Origin of the sequence: Micromonospora narathiwatensis (genome assembly GCF_900089605.1) — a bacterium.
Taxonomy (GTDB): Bacteria; Actinomycetota; Actinomycetes; order Mycobacteriales; family Micromonosporaceae; genus Micromonospora; species Micromonospora narathiwatensis.
Window position 1 is genome coordinate 1440908 of sequence record NZ_LT594324.1, and the last position, 15330, is coordinate 1456237.

The following is a 15330-nucleotide window of genomic DNA, read 5'->3' on the forward strand; positions in this document are numbered from 1 at the left end:
GAGCCGCCCGGTGAATCTGGACACGCGGGAGCCCATGTTCGACACGCTCGGGGTGCTGGAGACCGCCGCGCTGCTGCGCGAGCTGACCGCCGGCCTCATCGCGGTCGCCGACTTCGACGAGGCGCTGGCCCGGCTGGTCCGCGTCGCCCGGGACGCGGTACCCGGGATCGACTGCTGCGGCTTCACCGCCCTGCGGGCCGGCGAGCCCGCCGGGGTGGCGGCCTCGGACGCCGGCCGGGCCGAGTTGGACGACCTCCGGCACGGCCCGGACACGCCGGCGATGACCGCGATCCGGCGCCGCGAGATGATCATCGCGCCCGACCTCGACCGGGAGGCGCGCTGGCCGGCCTGGACCGGCCGGGCGCGTGGCCTCGGCGTACGCGGGGCGATCTCCGCGCCGGTCGACGTGGACGAGCAGGTGATCGGCGCGATCAACCTGTACGCGGGGTCCGCGACCGCGCTCACCACCCGGCACCAGCTCGTCGCGATGCTGCTCGCCGAGCACGCCGGGCTGCTCCTCGCCGCCGTGCGGGACCGGGAGCGGCAGGCCGCCCGGGCCGACCAGCTCGACTCGGCGCTGCTGGAGGAGGGGGTCGTCGGGCAGGCCGTCGGTGTGATCATGACCCAGCGCGGCTGTCCGGCGCCGGAGGCACTGGCCGTGCTCCGCACCGCCGCCTCCTCGTTGGACATACCGCTGCGCGAGGTGGCCGAGCGGCTGGTCCGCACCGTCTCCCGGCCCAGGGACAACTGAGCGACACTCGTTTCGCCCCGGTGGCCCTCGGGTAGCACCCTGGACTGGTGAGCCGCGCCGACCCGGGGAGGGACCGATGGAGAGCCGACTGCGGGTGCAGGGGCAGCCCATCCAACCGATGCTGGTGACGTTTCCGTTCGGACTCTTCGTCAGCGCGGCCGTCTTCGACCTGGCCGACGTCGCCGGTGGCCCCGCGTTCCTCGGCGAGGTGGGTTACTGGACGGCCGTCGCCGCCCTGGTCGCCGCCGCGCTCACCGCCGTCGCCGGGATGGTCGACCTGTGGGACGTGCGGGCCGACCGGACCCGCCGTACGGCCGTCGCCTGCCACCTTGTCAACGCCGCGATGGCGGCGCTGTTCCTGCTCACCTGCCTGGTCCGGGCGCAGGAACCGCAGCGCGGCGTGAGCGGCGGCGAGCTGGCCACCGAACTGGTCGCGTTGGTGGCCGGGTCGGTAGGCGTGTGGCTCGGTGCCCGGCTGGTGCGCCAGTACGACCGCGGCCGGGCCGTCGAGTCGAGCGGCCTGGAGACGCTCGGCGACTCTCCCGTCTCCACTGTGGAGATCATCCGGCCGCCGGCCTGACCGGTCGGAAAACGCCTTGCCGTCCGCTGTCCGGGCCGAGAGGCTCGGCGGATGAGCGTGGACCGTGACGTCGAGGAGTTGATCGCCGAGGGCGCCGCCGAGCCGGTCGAAGGCTGGGACTTCTCCTGGTTCGCCGGCCGGGCCACCGAGGAGCGCCCGCCCTGGGGGTACGCCCGCCTGGTCGGTGCCCGGATGGCCGCCGTCGACGCCGCGTTGGACGTCGACACCGGCGGGGGAGAGGTGCTGGCGGAGGTGCCCAGCCCGCCGCCACTGCTGGTCGCCACCGAGGCATGGCCGCCGAACGTCGCGGTCGCCCGGCGTACGCTGCGCCGGGTCGGTGCCACCGTCGTCCAGGTGGCCGGGCGGCCGCCGCTGCCGTTCCGGGACGCGTCGTTCGACCTGGTGGTCAGCCGGCACCCGGTGGAGACCTGGTGGGACGAGATCGCCCGGGTGTTGCGCCCCGGCGGCAGCTACCTGTCCCAGCAGATCGGCCCCGGCACGATGCGGGAGCTGAGCGAGGCGATCCTCGGGCCGCTCCCGCCGGCGGCCAACCGCCACCCCGAGCAGGCGGTCGCCGCCGCCGAGGCCGCCGGGCTGCGGGTCGTGGACCTGCGTACGGCCGCCCTGCGCGCGGTGTTCCACGACATCGGCGCGGTGGTCTACTTCCTGCGCAAGGTGATCTGGACGGTGCCCGGCTTCACCGTCGAGCGCTACCACGCCGAGCTGCGCCGCCTGCACGACCGCATCCGCGCCGAGGGCGCCTTCGTCGCCCACGCCCACCGCTTCCTCATCGAAGCCCGCCACCCCTGACCCGGGGCCCGCCCGCGTGGCCCCGGTCGAGCACGGAGTTCGCGTCGCAGTCGATCTCGAACTCCTTGCCCGACAGGGCGGACCGGTGCGGGTGGGGTCAGTGGGCGGTGGTGTGGTGGGCGGCGAGGATGTCGGTGCCGAAGTCGCTGGCCGGGCGGCGCAGCACGGTGTGCGCGTGGTTGCCGTCGTCGGTGGTGTTGTCGTACTCGATCAGCAGGTCGTCGCCCTGGATCCGGTAGTAGTGCCGCTGCCCCGGTTGGGGAGCGCCGGCCCAGGCGAAGTGCAGCTCCCCGCCGGCCAGCCGGCTGGCCTCCCGTGCGGCCAGCTCCGGCGGGAGCCGGTCGAGGTAGAGCGCGACGAGCCGGTCGAGCAGCGCTCGCCCGGTCGGGGTGAGCCGGTCCCGGGGCACGCCGAGCGGTTCGAGCCGGTCGGGGGCCGTGGGCCGGGTCGCGCTGATGATGTCGGCCGGCGCCTCGTCGGCGATGATCGCGGCGGCCCGCCCGGCCGGGCCGAGCACGTCGAGCAGCTCCCGGGCCAGGTCCTCCTCGGGGCCGAGCGGCCGGGAGACCGGCCGGCCGGCGTGCCGGACGGTGGCCGGGTTGGCGCCGAGGAAGAGCGGGGCGGGGGAGACCTGATCGTCGACCACGGTCATGCTCACCGACAGGTGGTGGCCCTCGTACCGCCACCCCCACCGGTCGTCGTGGGCCGGGTCGCCGAAGAGGGCCACCCAGTAGTCGCCGCTGTGCCGGCCGCGCCGCCAGCCCTCCGCCCGGTCGAGCACCTCCTCCAGCGCGACGACCGCCATCGCCTGGGCGTACGCGGCCGGGCTGAGCGCGGTGGCGAGCAGCCGGTGGGCGGCCTTGCGGGCGGTGACGTCCAGGTCGGCGAGGCTCACCCCGGGCCGGGGCCGGGGCCGGTACTCCAGCCATCGCCGGGCCGCGTCGTCGTCGAAGTCGTGCCGGGACTGCTGCCGGGCCGGCTCGTCGAGCGCCGCCAGCAACGCGCCGGCCGCCGCGCGCATCTGTTCGGGTACGGGATCCTCCACCGCCCCTGTATACCGCGAGCGGGCCCGCCGGGCGCACCCTGGTAGCTTGCCGACCCGGTGCGGAAGGGGCGGGCGGATGGACGATCGGGTGTACGTCGGCAACGCGGCCGTGGACGGCGCGACCGACGCGGGCTGGCTGCTCGGCCACTTCAAGCCGCCCGGCGACGTCCGGCACAGCGACGAGGTCGAGGTGAAGTGGGGCGTGCATCCCGCCGGGGAGACCCGTTCGGCGTGGGCGACGGGCGAGCGGCGTACCGCCCTGCTGGTGCTGGTCAGCGGCGCGTTCCGGATGGAGCTGCCGGACCGCACGGTGGTGCTGCGTGACCCGGGTGACTACGTGGTGTGGGGCCGGGGCGTGGACCACTCCTGGTACGCCGAGCGGGATTCGGTGGTGCTCACCGTGCGCTGGCCGTCGGTGCCCGGCTACCGGGTGGAGCCGCCGGTCCGGCGCTGAGTGGGGCGTGATCGACGTCGGCCGTCCCAGCATTCGGTATTACCTACTAAACCTATAGGCTTTGCCTCCTATAGTGGTGGAGCACGGGCCGCTCCGTACCCGGGAGGACGAACCGCCGATGACCCGCACCGACCCTGCCGATCCGCTCGCCGTCGCCGCCCGCTGGGCCGATCCGGCCGGCTGGCCGGTCCGGCTGCGCTTCGACCCGACCGAGCGGTGGTACGCGCGCCTGGCCACCACCGACGAGCACGAGGTGTGGGCGCTGAGCTGGCTGCCCGGGCAGGGCACCGACCTGCACGACCACGGCGGGTCGTCGGGCGCCTTCCTGGTCGTCGCCGGCACCCTCACCGAGGAGACGGTCAGCGGCGGACGGCTGCGCCCCCACCCGCTCGCCGCCGGCGCCGGCCGGCGCTTCGGCGCCCGCCACGTGCACGTCGTCACCAACCGGGGGCACCGGCCCGCGGTCAGCGTGCACGTCTACCGGCCCGCGCTGCGCCGGATGACCCGCTACCACCTCGTCGCCGGGCAACTCCTGGTGGCCGAGGTGGCCGAGGCCGGCGTCGCCTGGTGAGCCGCCCCGCATTCGCACCCCTGACCTCAGCCGCACGGGAGGACCCGACGATGCCGCAGACCCCGAACCCGACCGAGCACTGTCCGGTCCCGCCGCCCGGCTCGCGGGGGATCGACGAGATCCTCGCCGCCGCCCGCGCCCGGCTGGACCGCCTCGACCCCGAGCAGGCGCACGTCGCGTACCGGCGCGGGGCGCTGCTGGTCGACATCCGCCCGGCCGGCCAGCGTGCCGCGCACGGCACCGTCCCGGGCGTCCTCGCCGTGGAGCGCAACGTCCTCGAGTGGCGCTTCGACCCGCGCTGTCCGGCCCGGCTGCCCCAGGCCGTCGACTACGACGTGCCCGTCGTGATCCTGTGCCAGGAGGGCTACACATCCTCGCTGGCCGCCGCCGCGTTGCAGGACCTCGGCCTGCACCGGGCCACCGACGTGGTCGGCGGGTTCGCCGCCTGGCGCATCGCCGGGCTGCCCACCCTCGGCCCCACCCCGCCGCTCCGACCCTCGTCCGTCGCGCCTCCGGTCACCGCCGGCCAGGCGCCCCGCTGACCGCCTCGCCACACCCGGCGGGGCGGGCGCGACCACCAGCCCAGGAGGATCAATGTCCGTCGTCGCCATGTCCGCCCGCCCGTACCGGCCCGGCCGCCCCGACCGGAGCGGGTCGCCCCGCCCCCGCACCGCGCCGACCCTGACCATCACCCTCGACCTGGCCGCCGCCGCGTCGACGCCCGCGCTGGCCCGCCTGGTCGACGTGCTCGACGAGCTCGCCGCGGCCGGCGAGGGGGTGCTGCGCCCGGCGGAACACGACGCCGCCCGCGCCGTGATCGAACTGCGCCGCCCGGCGCCGTCGCAGCCCGCGCCAACCGACGCCGAGGAGCGTGACACGGTACGCATCCTGGCCGGCACCCGGGTGGTCAGCCAGGGCGGCGAGCGGATCCCGCTGACCCGGATCGAGTACGACCTGCTGCTCTTCCTCGCCGAACACCCCCGGCGGGTGTTCACCCGGTTGCAGCTGCTCACCAACGTCTGGGGATACGAACACGCGGTGGCGCGCACCGTGGACGTCCACGTGCGCCGGTTGCGGGCCAAGCTCGGCACCGGCACGCCGGTGGTGACCACCGTGTACGGAGTCGGCTACCGGCTCGCCGACGAGGCGCGGATCCTGGTCGACCGCGAGCCCTGAACGCACGTGCCCGCGTCGCGCGGCGTGCCCGGCCGACGGGCGCGTCGCGCTCACGTTTGCGTGCCCCACCGCCCATACTGAATCGGGCGGGGACCCCCCGTAACGGGTCATCTCGGCGCTCTGCTGTAATCATCAGGCCTCGTACGCAGAGCGAGCATTCGGCTCCGATGTGTTCGTCAATTGTCACATTCATGCAACGTAGCCGCCCCTTGACCCTCGTGAAGGCGCCGGGAAGCATCGATGAAGCGGCGTCCCGGGCCGTGGGGACAAACCCGGACCAGCCAAGGAGGACCATGTCGGTCAGCCCCGCCTCGTCGCGCGCCGGATGGCATACGTCCCAACCCGCGGTTCCCGGTCGTCCCCCCGGCGGCCAGCGTCGCCCCGCCAACACCACCCCCGTGCTCACGGTCACCCTCAACATCCCGCTGTCCTGTGAGGAGTCGCTGAGCCCGGCCGCCCGACGGCTGCTGGAGGCCGCCCGTGAACTGCTGGAACGCGGAGACGCCGTGATCAGCGGCGGTCCGGCGGAGCGCCGGCCGGACCCGGTGCCGGCCGGACGCTCCCCGGCCCGGTCGCTCGCGCCGACCGTCCCGGTCCTGCACATCCTGGCCGCCTCCCGGTCGGTGCTGCGCGACGGCGAGCCGTTGGCGCTCACCCGGCTGGAGTTCGACCTGTTGCTGCACCTGGTCGCCCACCCCCGTCGGGTGTTCACCCGGTTGCAGCTGCTCAACGCCGTCTGGGGCTACGAACACGCCGGCGTGCGCACCGTGGACGTGCACGTGCGCCGGCTGCGCGGCAAGGTCGGGGTCGACGTACCGCTGGTCACCACCGTCTACGGCGTCGGCTACCGGCTCGCCGACGACGCCCGCGTCACCATCGACCGCGCCGGCTGACCCGGGCCGGGCGCCCCGCCGCGTCCGTCCGCAAGGAACCCCCGACGGTCCGGCCGATCGGCGTGGTCACCGCCGCCGCAGCCGGGCACCATGGTCGGATGCGCGTCCGTCCGATCTCCCCCGAGCGACTCGTCACCGAGCTGACCGACCGGCTCGCCGGCGCCGCCGTACCCGGCCGGCTGCGGGTGGCGGTCGACGGTCCACCGGCCGCCGACCCGGACGCCCTCGCCGCCGCCCTGATCGATCCGCTGCGCGCCGCGGGGCGTCCGGTGCTGCACGTACGGGCCGCCGACTTCCTCCGGCCCGCCTCTGTCCGACTCGAACACGGCCGGACCAATCCCGACGCGTACTACGCGGGCTGGCTCGACGAGGCCGGGCTGCGCCGGGAGGTGCTCGACCCGGCCGGCCCCGACGGCTCCGGGCGGCTGCTGCCCTCGCTCTGGGACGCGGGCGCCGACCGGGCCAGCCGGGCGTCGTACGTCGAACTGCCACCCGGCGGGGTCGTGCTGGTCAGCGGGTCGCTGCTGCTCGGCGGCGGGCTGCCGTTCGACGTCACCGTGCACGTGGAGCTCAGCCCGGCCGCGTTGGACCGGCGGACCGACCCCGGGCTGCGCTGGACCCTGCCCGCCTTCGCCCGGTACGCCGACGAGGTGGCCCCCACCTCCTTCGCCGACGTGGTGGTCCGGGCCGACGACCCCCGGCACCCGGCCCTGGTCGAGGCAGCCTGACCCGACCCGGCCCGGACACCTCCGCCCGGCCCGGCGGTCCGCGGACGACCGGCCCGACACCGGCACGCCGGGGGACGGACCGGCCGGCGCAAGCGCACCCGAACCCGGCGAAGAACCCGGAAGTCCCCGGTTTGATCCGCGAGGGCGGCGGGTATTCGCCCGGCTCACAGAGCACGGGTGATCCGCCCGTGCGTCCCGTCGGACCACGTCCGGGGCGTTCGTCGCCCCGGACGTGCATGAGGCGCCAGGAAAGGCAGGCAGCGATGCTCGTCCACGACACGACAGCCACGGGCCGCTCCCAGGCGGAGGTCGACCAGATCCGGCAGTCCCTCCGGTCGCGGTACGACGAGCTGACCGCGGAGTACGAACAGGCCGTGGCGCAGAGCCAGGTGCTCCGGCTGGTCGAGATCGGCGACACCGCCGGCGACGACCAGGCCGACAGCGGCACCAAGACCGCCGAGCGGGACACGGCCCAGTCCCTGCTGCGCAGCATCCTGGACCGGCGCGCCCAGTTCGAGCACGCGCTCACCCGGCTCCACGAGGGCACCTACGGCTTCTGCGAGGGCTGCTCGGCGCCGATCCCGGTGGAGCGGCTGGAGATCTTCCCGTCCGCCACGTCCTGTGTGTCCTGCAAGCAGAACCGGGAGCGGCGGGCGGCCTGAAGAGTTCTCCGGTTGCCGGTCGGCCGCGTACCCGGTGGACTCGCCTGATGGGTGAGATCAAGGTGGGCACCGCGTCGTGGACCGACCGGACCCTGCTCGACTCCGGCTGGTACCCGCCGACCGCCGACACCCCGGAGCGGCGGCTGGCCTTCTACGCCCGACAGTTCCCGCTGGTCGAGGTGGACGCCACCTACTACTCGCCGCCCGCCGAGCGGACGGCCCGGCTCTGGGTGGCGCGTACCCCGCCCGGCTTCATCTTCAACATCAAGGCGTTCAGCCTGCTCACCGGCCACCCGACCCGGGTCGGCGCGCTCTACGCGGACCTGCGCCCGACGACCGGGAAGAAGAACCTCTACCCGGACGACCTGCCGCCGCAGGCGTACGAGGAGGTCTGGGCCCGGTTCCTGTCCGCTCTCGACCCGCTGGTCGAGGCGGGCCGGCTCGGCGCGGTGCTGTTCCAGTTCCCGCCCTGGTTCACCATCAAGCGGGACAACAAGCAGTACCTGCTCGAGGTGGCCCGACGGTGCGCCCCGCTGCGCCCGGCCTTCGAGTTCCGGCACGCCTCCTGGTTCGCCGGCGACAACGCCGACGAGACGCTGGGCTTCCTGCGCGAGCACGAGCTGACGTACGTCTGCGTCGACATGCCGCAGGGGCACCGTTCGTCCGTACCGCCGGTGCTGGCGGCCACCGCCGACCTCGCCGTGGTCCGCTTCCACGGCCACAGCGACAGGTGGACCAGCAAGGACATCCACGAGAAGTTCGGCTACGACTACTCCGACCGGGAACTGCGCGACTGGGCGCCGAAACTGCGCGAGCTGGCCGGCACGGCCGAGCAGACCCACGTGCTCATGAACAACTGCTACCGCGACTACGCCCAACGCAACGGGCAGCGCCTGCGGGCGCTGCTCGGCGCCGGCTGACCGCGGAATCACCCGGGTGGGGTGAGGTCCGCTCACCCGGTTCCCGGCCAGCCTGGACGGTGTGTGCGGTCCGTCGAGCGACGTGACCGCGAGGCCGACAGGAGGTGGGCCATGACGGTGCGGGTCGTAGCGGATCGACGTCGCGGCGGGGTGCTGCACGTGGTCGGGAGATCCGAGCCGCCCCGGCGGGGCGCACGGCCCGGTCGGTTCAGCCCGACCCGGCTCTGGCGGGGCCCCAGCGGCCCGCCGCGACGCACCGACGATCGACGCTGGGAAACCGACGCACGGGGGTGGGCAGATGGCTGAGCAGCTGATTTCCGCGTTCGAGTCCTCGCTGGACAAGACGAACGTGATCCTCAAGGAGATCGAGCAGGCGTACGGCTGGCCGAAGGAGCAGCGCAACCAGTCCTACGCGGCGCTGCGTACGGTGCTGCACCTGCTGCGGGACCGGATGCCGGTGCAGGAGAGCGCCGAGTTCGCCCAGCAGTTGCCGGTGCTGCTGCGCGGCATCTACTTCGACGGCTGGCAGCCGGAGAGCGTGCCGATCAAGTTGAACCGGGACGACTTCCTCTACGAGGTCCGCCAGGGCTTCCCGTACGACGTGGAGGGCGGCCCGCAGCGGGTGGTGCAGGTCGTGCTCGACACCCTGCGCCGGCACGTCAACCAGGGCGAGTGGCAGGACGTGAAGTCGTCGATGCCGCAGGACCTCAGCCGGATGATTCCCTGACCGACGCCGTCCCGGCCCGCTCCGCCGTAGCGCGGGGCGGGCCGTGCGCGTACCGAGCCGGCGACCCGGACCGGCGAACCGTCCGTTTTGCCGGGGCGCGCGGTCTACCGTGTGGTTAGAGAAGATCGCGCGTGGGTACCACCCGCCGCACGCGGAACCCCGGCGGACGACGGGGCGGCACACGAGGGGGACACCCATGGCACTCAACGACGACGACATGCAGACCACCGGCGGCGGCCCCGAGGGTCCGGCCGACGGTGGCGCGACCCCCGGCCAACGGGACGGTGGCGCGGACGGCAGCGCCGACCGCGGCGCGGAGCGTGGGGTCGACCGCGGCGCCGACCGGGGTGCCGAGGGCCCGGCCGACGGTGGTGCCACCCCGGGCAAGCAGGACGGCGGCGCGGACGGCGGCGCCGAGGGCCCCGCCGACGGTGGCGCGACCCCCGGCAAGCAGGACGGCGGCGCCGACGGCAGCGCCCGCTGACGGCTCGCCATGACGTACATCGACCCGCCGGGCGGCCGAGACCGCCCGGCGGTTCCGTCTCCCCCGACCGCGGCCCTCGCTCGTTGCGTGGCCGTCGACCCGGCCAAGTTCACCGCCGACCACTGGGGGCGCAGCCCACTGCTGTCCCGGGCGGCCGAACTGCCCAACCGGGACGGCTTCGCCGACCTTTTCAGCCCCGCCGACGCCGACGAGTTGCTCAGCCGCCGCGGCCTGCGTACCCCGTTCCTGCGGGTGGCCAAGGACGGCGAGCTGGTGCCGGCGGCGCGCTACACCGGCGGCGGGGGCGCGGGCGCCGAGATCGGCGACCAGGTGCTCGACGAGAAGGTCCTCCAGCTGTACGCCGACGGCGCGACCCTGGTGTTGCAGGGCCTGCACCGCATCTGGCCGGCACTTGTCGATCTCGCCCGTGACCTGAGCGCGGCGCTGGCCCAGCCCACCCAGGTCAACGCCTATCTGACCCCGGCCGGCAGCCAGGGATTCGCCACCCACTACGACACCCACGACGTCTTCGTGCTCCAGGTCGACGGCCGCAAGCACTGGCGGATCCACCCGCCCGTGCTGCCCGACCCGCTGGAACGGCAGCCGTGGGGCGGGCGGGCCGACGAGGTCTCCGCCACGGCCGAGGGCCGACCCGCCCTGGACGTGGTGCTCGCCCCCGGCGACGCGCTCTATCTGCCTCGCGGCTGGCTGCACAGCGCCCAGGCACAGGAGTCCAGCTCACTGCACCTGACCGTGGGCATCCGGGCGCTGACCCGGTACGCCCTGGTCGAGGAGCTGCTGGCGCTCGCCGCCGAGGACCCTCGGCTGCGGGCGGGGTTGCCCCTCGGCGTCGACGTGGCCGACCCGGACGCCGTCGAACCGGAGCTGACCGAGACGGTGGACGCGCTGCGCGACTGGCTGCTGCGGGCCGATCCGGCGGCGGTGGCCGCCCGGCTGCGGGACCGGGCCTGGTCGGCCGGCCGCCCGGCACCCATCCGGCCGCTGGCCCAGGCCGCCGCGCTGGCCGCGCTGACCGCGGACAGCCGGGTCGCCCCGCGGGAGGGCCTGCGCTGGCAGCTCACCCCGACCGGGGACGCCGGCAGGGTGGCGCTGCGCCTGTTCGACCGCACCATCACCCTGCCCGGCACCTGCGAGCCGGCGCTGCGCGCCGTGCTGGCCGGCGAGGTGGCCCGGGTCGGCGACCTGCCCGGCCTCGACGACGACGCCGACCGCCTGGTCCTGGCCCGCCGCCTCCTCAAGGAGGCCGTCCTCACCCCCGCCTGACCCGCCCGGTCGGTGGCGGGGCGAGGGCTCAGCGGGTGAGGGCGAGTAGGAGGACGGTGGTCACCAGGGCGGCGGCGACCACCAGCGTGATCGGGCGGGGGGTCAGCACGGCGTGCCGACGGTCGGCCAGCAGCCGCGCCGGTGCCAGCCCGACCAGCGGGCCGAGCAGCGTCACCACCAGCGCCAACACCGGCATCCCGACCGCCAGGTCCCCGCCGGAACCGGTGCCCAGCGCCCGCGCGCCCGCCCCCAGGGCGTACGCGACGATCGAACCGCCGACCCCGCAGCCGACCAGCAGCGGGTTCGCCGAGCCGGGCAGCTCGCCCCGCTGGCGGATCCGGTCCAGCAGCTCCCGTACCCCGTGCAGCCGGGGCACCGGGTCGCCGGTGGCGTCCCGCGCCGGCCCGGGCGGGTCGCCCAGCCGCCCGCCGGAACGCACCCGCGTCCGCAGCTCCCCCCACAGGTGGGCGGCCTCGGCGTCCACCCGTTCCACCAGCTCCCGCGCCTCGGCCGCCTCCGCCTCGGCCCGGCGGACCTGCTCGGCGGCCTCGGCCACGGCGCGGTCGGCGGCGGCGCACTGCTGCGCGTACCAGGTGTGCGCCTCGGCGCGCTGGGCGGCCACCCGGGCGGTCAGCTCGGCGAGCCGACGGAGCTGGGCGGCGTACGTCTCACTGGCGACCGGTTCGTTCATCGGGACGGACCATAAGGGATGATCACCTGTCCGGTGCGGTGCACCGCGCGGTCGAAATAGAGGCCGCGCCACGGACGGGGGTACCAGTCCGGCCCGCCGGTGCCCGGGTACAGCGAGGAACCCAGCTCCGCGCCCTGCACGTCGAGCGCCACCCAGGCCCCGATCTGGTCGGTACGCGCCGCCGGGCCACCCAGGTCGGCCCGCATCCGGGCCACCCCCCGCCACCAGGCCAGCACATGGGTACGCCGTTCCGGCCCGTCGTGCAGGATCCGGCGCAACTGCTCCAGCCCGGTCCGCCGCCCCGCCTTCCCGGCGAGTTGCCCGGCCGCCGCGTCGACCGCGTACAGCAGCAGGTAGTGCGGGCTCGGCGGGGTGCCCGGCGCGCCGAGCCCGTCGCCCACCTCGGCCATCAGCTCGGGCACGGTCTCCTCGTCGTACCAGGCCGCGTCGTCGGCCAGGTCCTCGTAGAGGGCGCGGGCGGCCGGGTCGGCGTCCGGGTCGAGACAGGCGATGGAGAACCGGGCGGTGCCCGGCCGGTGCTGCCGGGCCAGGGAGCGGGCGGCGGCGTCCAGCACCGCGCACGCCTCGTCCACCCGGGTGCCGAGCACGGCCAGGTTCCGACCGGGCGCGCGGGGCAGCCGCAGCGCCGCCGAGCGGGCCTGCACGTCGATGATCTCCCCGAGCAGGGCCACCGGGTTGCGCGGCACCCCCTGCTCGGGGAAGGTCAGCGCGCGGAGGTCCGGCGCGTCGGCCAACCTCGGGATCGCGTCGCCGTCGAAGAGCCGGGCCGGGGAGGCGTCCTGCGGGCGCATGCGCCACAACCGGTGCTGCAGCTCGCTCCACGTCTCCCAGTCGCTGGCCGACGGGATCCGCGCCACCTGGTTCCCCTCGACCAGCCCCGACTCGGCGTTGACCACCGCGTGGTGCCGGGGCAGCGACTGCGCCGCGTCGTTGCGTTCGGCCAGGATGCGCAGCGCCTTCGGCAGCGCGATCCGCAGGGTGAACTGGGCGACCAGCGCCGGGCGCCCCCACAGCGCCTCGATCCCGCGTACGTCCTGCGAGGCGAGCACGAGGTGGATGCCCTGCGAGCGACCCCGCCGGGCCAGGTCCTCCAGCAGGTCGGCGGCCTCCCGGGCGACCACGTCCCGGCCGGCGAGCAGCGCCTGGAACTCGTCGACCACGGCCACGATCCGGGGCCAGTGCCCGGTCGGGTCCACCGCGCGCAGCTCGGCGAGCTTGGTGACCTCGTGCTTCTTGGCCGCGTCCGCCCGCCGGCGCAGTTCCTCGGCGAGGAAGCGCAGCAGGGCCAGCCCGAACTCCCGGTCGGTGTTGACGTTGATCCCGACCAGCCGCATGTGCGGCAGCCAGCTCGGGTCCCGCCGGCCCTGGGCGAACCGGGCGAAGGACACCCCCTCCTTGAAGTCCAGCAGATAGAACTCCAGCTCGGCGGGGGAGTAGCGGGCGGCGAGCGCGCCGATCCAGGCGAAGATCAGGTTGGTCTTGCCGGTGCCGGACGGGCCGCCGATCAGCGCGTGCGGCGGGTAGTCGCCGAGGGCGAGCAGCACCGGCCGCCCGTGCCGGCCCTCGCCGATCGGCGCGGTCAACCCGTGCGCCGAGTCCTCCCGCCAGTAGTCCTCGGGCGGGGGGAGCAGATCGGTGAAGGGCGCCGGTGGAGGGCCGGCGTTGACCCGGGAGGCCACCTCCCGACAGGTCTCGGTGACCAGCCCGGCCGGGGGCGGCTCGTCGAGCACGACCGGCAGCCCGGCGATCCGGGCGTCGCCCGGCTCCACCACGATCCGGGTCACCGTCGGGTCGTCCGGCAGCTCGATGCCGCGTACCACCAGGTGCACGCCGCAGGCCGCCCCGGTCCGTACCACCCGGTCCAACTGGCCCCGCTCCTGCCGGGACAGCTCGTCGCCGCCGAGCAGCACCGCCACCCGCCACGGCTCCGGCCGGCGGCCGGTGGCGGCGGCCAGCTCGCGCAGCGACGCGTACTCGCCGGCCAGCACGGTCTCGTTGATCCGGCGGATCTGCTCCACCAGGTCGTCCAGCAACCGGCCCAGCCCACCCGGGCCGACGAAGGTGAGCAGCCCGGCGGTGCCGAGCGGGGCGAACCCGGCCAGACCGCCGCCGAGGCGCTCCGGGTCGTACCCGAACAGCCGGACCGTGCCCGGCTCGGCGCGTCCCAGCGAGCGCAGCAGCAGGGCCGGCACCACCGCGGCGATGCCGTCCCGGTCACCGCCGGCCAGGTGCACGTGACCGGCGTCCAGCAGCGGCACCAGCGCCGGCACCGGCTCGGCGCCGGGGATGCGTACCGTGCCGACCCGGACCACGCCGGGCGTCTCGGCCCGGTCGGCGGGGGTGACCCGCCACCGGTCCCACGCCGCGGACGCCGCGCCGGGCGCCTCCCGCTCCGCCGCCGCTGCGGCCCGCCGGACCAGCTCCGCGATCCGGGCGCTGTGCCGGGCGTCGATCTCGGCGAGCCGGCCGTCGCGGGCGTCGCCCACCCGCTCGGGTACGGCCGCCGCGGCCCGCCGTACCCGGGCCAGCCGGTCCCGGCCGGCGGCCAGCTCGGTGTCGGCGTCGGCCAGCCGGTTCCGGGCCGCGCCGATGGCCTCGGAGAGCATGCCCCGGACCCGCGACACCAGTTGGGTGCGGACGTCAGCCATGCGTACCCCGGGAGGGTTCCCGCTCCTCGGCGTCCTTCGGCAGGTCGCGGCCGAGCCGGTCCAGCAGCACTCCGGTGACCACCCCGGCGGTGACCGCCGGATCCGCGGCGTGCGGCTGCTCCTGGTCCTCGGCGCGACGGGGCGGGGGCATCCGGCAGACCCGGGTGAGCAGGGTGTCCAGCACCGGCGGCGGAAGCCCCGGCAACAGGTCGCGGACCCGTCCGTCCAGCTCCCGGCGCAGCCGGCCCAGGTCGTCGGCGCGGGGCGGGTGCCCGAGCAACTCCCCGGCCAGGTCGCGCAGCAGCGGCGGGGCGATGGCGGCCAGTCCCAGCCCCACGTCGGCGTGCGCCCGGCGCAGCTCGCGGTGCAGCCCGTCCCGGTCGCCCGAGCGGACCCCGGTCACCACCCGACGCAGCAGCTCCCGGGAGTCGTCGATCCGCTCGTCCGGCTCGTCCGGCGGGCCCTCCCGGCCACCGGTCAGCTCCGCCACCCGCACCGACCACCAGCGCCGCGCCGTCGGCTGTTCGCCCTGCTCCGGTACGCCGCCCGGGGCCGGCGGCGCCTCGCCCCGGGGCGCGTCGTGCTTCGGCCGGCGTTGCTCGCCGGTCGGGGCGGGCGACCCGTCGGCGGCCAGCCCGATCGCGGCCAGGTACCCGGACAGCTGCTCCTGGGCCACCCGCAGCGCGTATCCGGCGGTCTCGGCGTGCTCGGTGGCGGCGGACAGCTCCGGCGCCCCCATCGGGTTGGCCGACTCCTGCCGCACCCAGCGCAGCCGCTCGGCGGCCTGGCCGAACTTCTCCAGGGCCAGGGCGAGCTGGGCGAGCGGCAGCTCGTCGGCGGCGGCGCGGACCTGCGCGCCGATGTCCTCGACGATGGACACGGCCG

General features: G+C 75.6%; 18 protein-coding genes. 14 read left to right on the forward strand and 4 right to left on the reverse strand.

Annotated elements, in window-relative coordinates; all coding sequences use genetic code 11:
* The first annotated feature begins 10 nt into the window (after nt 1-10).
* From GA0070621_RS06385 to GA0070621_RS06395, 3 genes are all read left to right on the forward strand, one after another.
* Nucleotides 11-751 carry a GAF and ANTAR domain-containing protein gene (locus GA0070621_RS06385; protein ID WP_091192314.1) on the forward strand — a complete coding sequence of 247 codons (741 nt, stop codon included), beginning with the start codon at nt 11-13 and terminating at the stop codon, nt 749-751.
* A gap of 76 nt (nt 752-827) precedes the next feature.
* A complete protein-coding gene (locus GA0070621_RS06390; protein ID WP_091192316.1) occupies nt 828-1331 on the forward strand; it encodes a DUF2231 domain-containing protein in 504 nt (167 codons plus the stop codon).
* A gap of 51 nt (nt 1332-1382) precedes the next feature.
* Nucleotides 1383-2141 carry a class I SAM-dependent methyltransferase gene (locus GA0070621_RS06395; RefSeq protein ID WP_091192317.1) on the forward strand — a complete coding sequence of 253 codons (759 nt, stop codon included), beginning with the start codon at nt 1383-1385 and terminating at the stop codon, nt 2139-2141.
* A 97-nt stretch (nt 2142-2238) separates the two neighbouring features.
* Here the strand turns inward: GA0070621_RS06395 and GA0070621_RS06400 are convergent, their stop codons facing one another.
* A complete protein-coding gene (locus tag GA0070621_RS06400) occupies nt 2239-3162 on the reverse strand; it encodes a DUF3500 domain-containing protein (protein WP_091192319.1) in 924 nt (307 codons plus the stop codon).
* 100 nt (nt 3163-3262) lie between these two features.
* On the opposite strand from GA0070621_RS06400, the gene GA0070621_RS06405 reads away from it, so the two are divergent.
* The 11 genes from GA0070621_RS06405 (at nt 3263) to GA0070621_RS06460 (ending at nt 11085) form a co-directional block, all read left to right on the forward strand.
* The gene (locus GA0070621_RS06405) at nt 3263-3640 is read left to right on the forward strand and encodes a cupin domain-containing protein (protein ID WP_091192320.1); all 378 of its coding nucleotides are present in this window, start codon (nt 3263-3265) and stop codon (nt 3638-3640) included.
* 118 nt (nt 3641-3758) lie between these two features.
* Nucleotides 3759-4211: a cysteine dioxygenase gene (locus tag GA0070621_RS06410; protein ID WP_091202087.1), complete on the forward strand. Its 453-nt coding sequence runs from the start codon at nt 3759-3761 to the stop codon at nt 4209-4211.
* Between the two features lie 50 nt (nt 4212-4261).
* Nucleotides 4262-4753, forward strand: coding sequence for a rhodanese-like domain-containing protein (locus GA0070621_RS06415; protein WP_091192321.1), 492 nt, complete (start codon nt 4262-4264; stop codon nt 4751-4753).
* Between the two features lie 139 nt (nt 4754-4892).
* On the forward strand, nt 4893-5387 hold the full coding sequence (locus GA0070621_RS06420) for a winged helix-turn-helix domain-containing protein (protein WP_231921025.1): 495 nt from the start codon (nt 4893-4895) through the stop codon (nt 5385-5387).
* Nucleotides 5388-5680: 293 nt separating this feature from the next.
* Nucleotides 5681-6280: a winged helix-turn-helix domain-containing protein gene (locus GA0070621_RS06425; protein ID WP_091192324.1), complete on the forward strand. Its 600-nt coding sequence runs from the start codon at nt 5681-5683 to the stop codon at nt 6278-6280.
* Between the two features lie 98 nt (nt 6281-6378).
* Nucleotides 6379-7008: a nucleoside/nucleotide kinase family protein gene (locus GA0070621_RS06430; RefSeq protein ID WP_091202090.1), complete on the forward strand. Its 630-nt coding sequence runs from the start codon at nt 6379-6381 to the stop codon at nt 7006-7008.
* 263 nt (nt 7009-7271) lie between these two features.
* On the forward strand, nt 7272-7670 hold the full coding sequence (locus tag GA0070621_RS06435) for a TraR/DksA family transcriptional regulator (protein WP_091192326.1): 399 nt from the start codon (nt 7272-7274) through the stop codon (nt 7668-7670).
* A gap of 47 nt (nt 7671-7717) precedes the next feature.
* Nucleotides 7718-8590, forward strand: coding sequence for a DUF72 domain-containing protein (locus GA0070621_RS06440; protein WP_091192327.1), 873 nt, complete (start codon nt 7718-7720; stop codon nt 8588-8590).
* A 298-nt stretch (nt 8591-8888) separates the two neighbouring features.
* A complete protein-coding gene (locus tag GA0070621_RS06450) occupies nt 8889-9317 on the forward strand; it encodes a DUF2267 domain-containing protein (protein WP_091192330.1) in 429 nt (142 codons plus the stop codon).
* 196 nt (nt 9318-9513) lie between these two features.
* Nucleotides 9514-9801, forward strand: coding sequence for a hypothetical protein (locus tag GA0070621_RS06455; protein ID WP_091192332.1), 288 nt, complete (start codon nt 9514-9516; stop codon nt 9799-9801).
* Between the two features lie 9 nt (nt 9802-9810).
* Nucleotides 9811-11085, forward strand: coding sequence for a cupin domain-containing protein (locus tag GA0070621_RS06460; protein ID WP_091192333.1), 1275 nt, complete (start codon nt 9811-9813; stop codon nt 11083-11085).
* A 28-nt stretch (nt 11086-11113) separates the two neighbouring features.
* Here GA0070621_RS06460 and GA0070621_RS06465 read toward each other — a convergent pair whose 3' ends face one another.
* From GA0070621_RS06465 to GA0070621_RS06475, 3 genes are read right to left on the reverse strand one after another with little or no spacing between them, the layout of a single operon-like run.
* Nucleotides 11114-11776 carry a hypothetical protein gene (locus tag GA0070621_RS06465; RefSeq protein ID WP_091192334.1) on the reverse strand — a complete coding sequence of 221 codons (663 nt, stop codon included), beginning with the start codon at nt 11774-11776 and terminating at the stop codon, nt 11114-11116.
* On the reverse strand, nt 11773-14445 hold the full coding sequence (locus GA0070621_RS06470) for an FtsK/SpoIIIE domain-containing protein (protein ID WP_091192336.1): 2673 nt from the start codon (nt 14443-14445) through the stop codon (nt 11773-11775). The genes GA0070621_RS06465 and GA0070621_RS06470 overlap by 4 nt, the downstream gene beginning before the upstream one ends.
* Complete coding sequence (locus GA0070621_RS06475) at nt 14438-15325, reverse strand: hypothetical protein (protein ID WP_091192337.1); 888 nt, start codon at nt 15323-15325, stop codon at nt 14438-14440. Before GA0070621_RS06475 ends, GA0070621_RS06470 begins: the two co-directional genes overlap by 8 nt.
* Nucleotides 15326-15330: the final 5 nt, after the last annotated feature.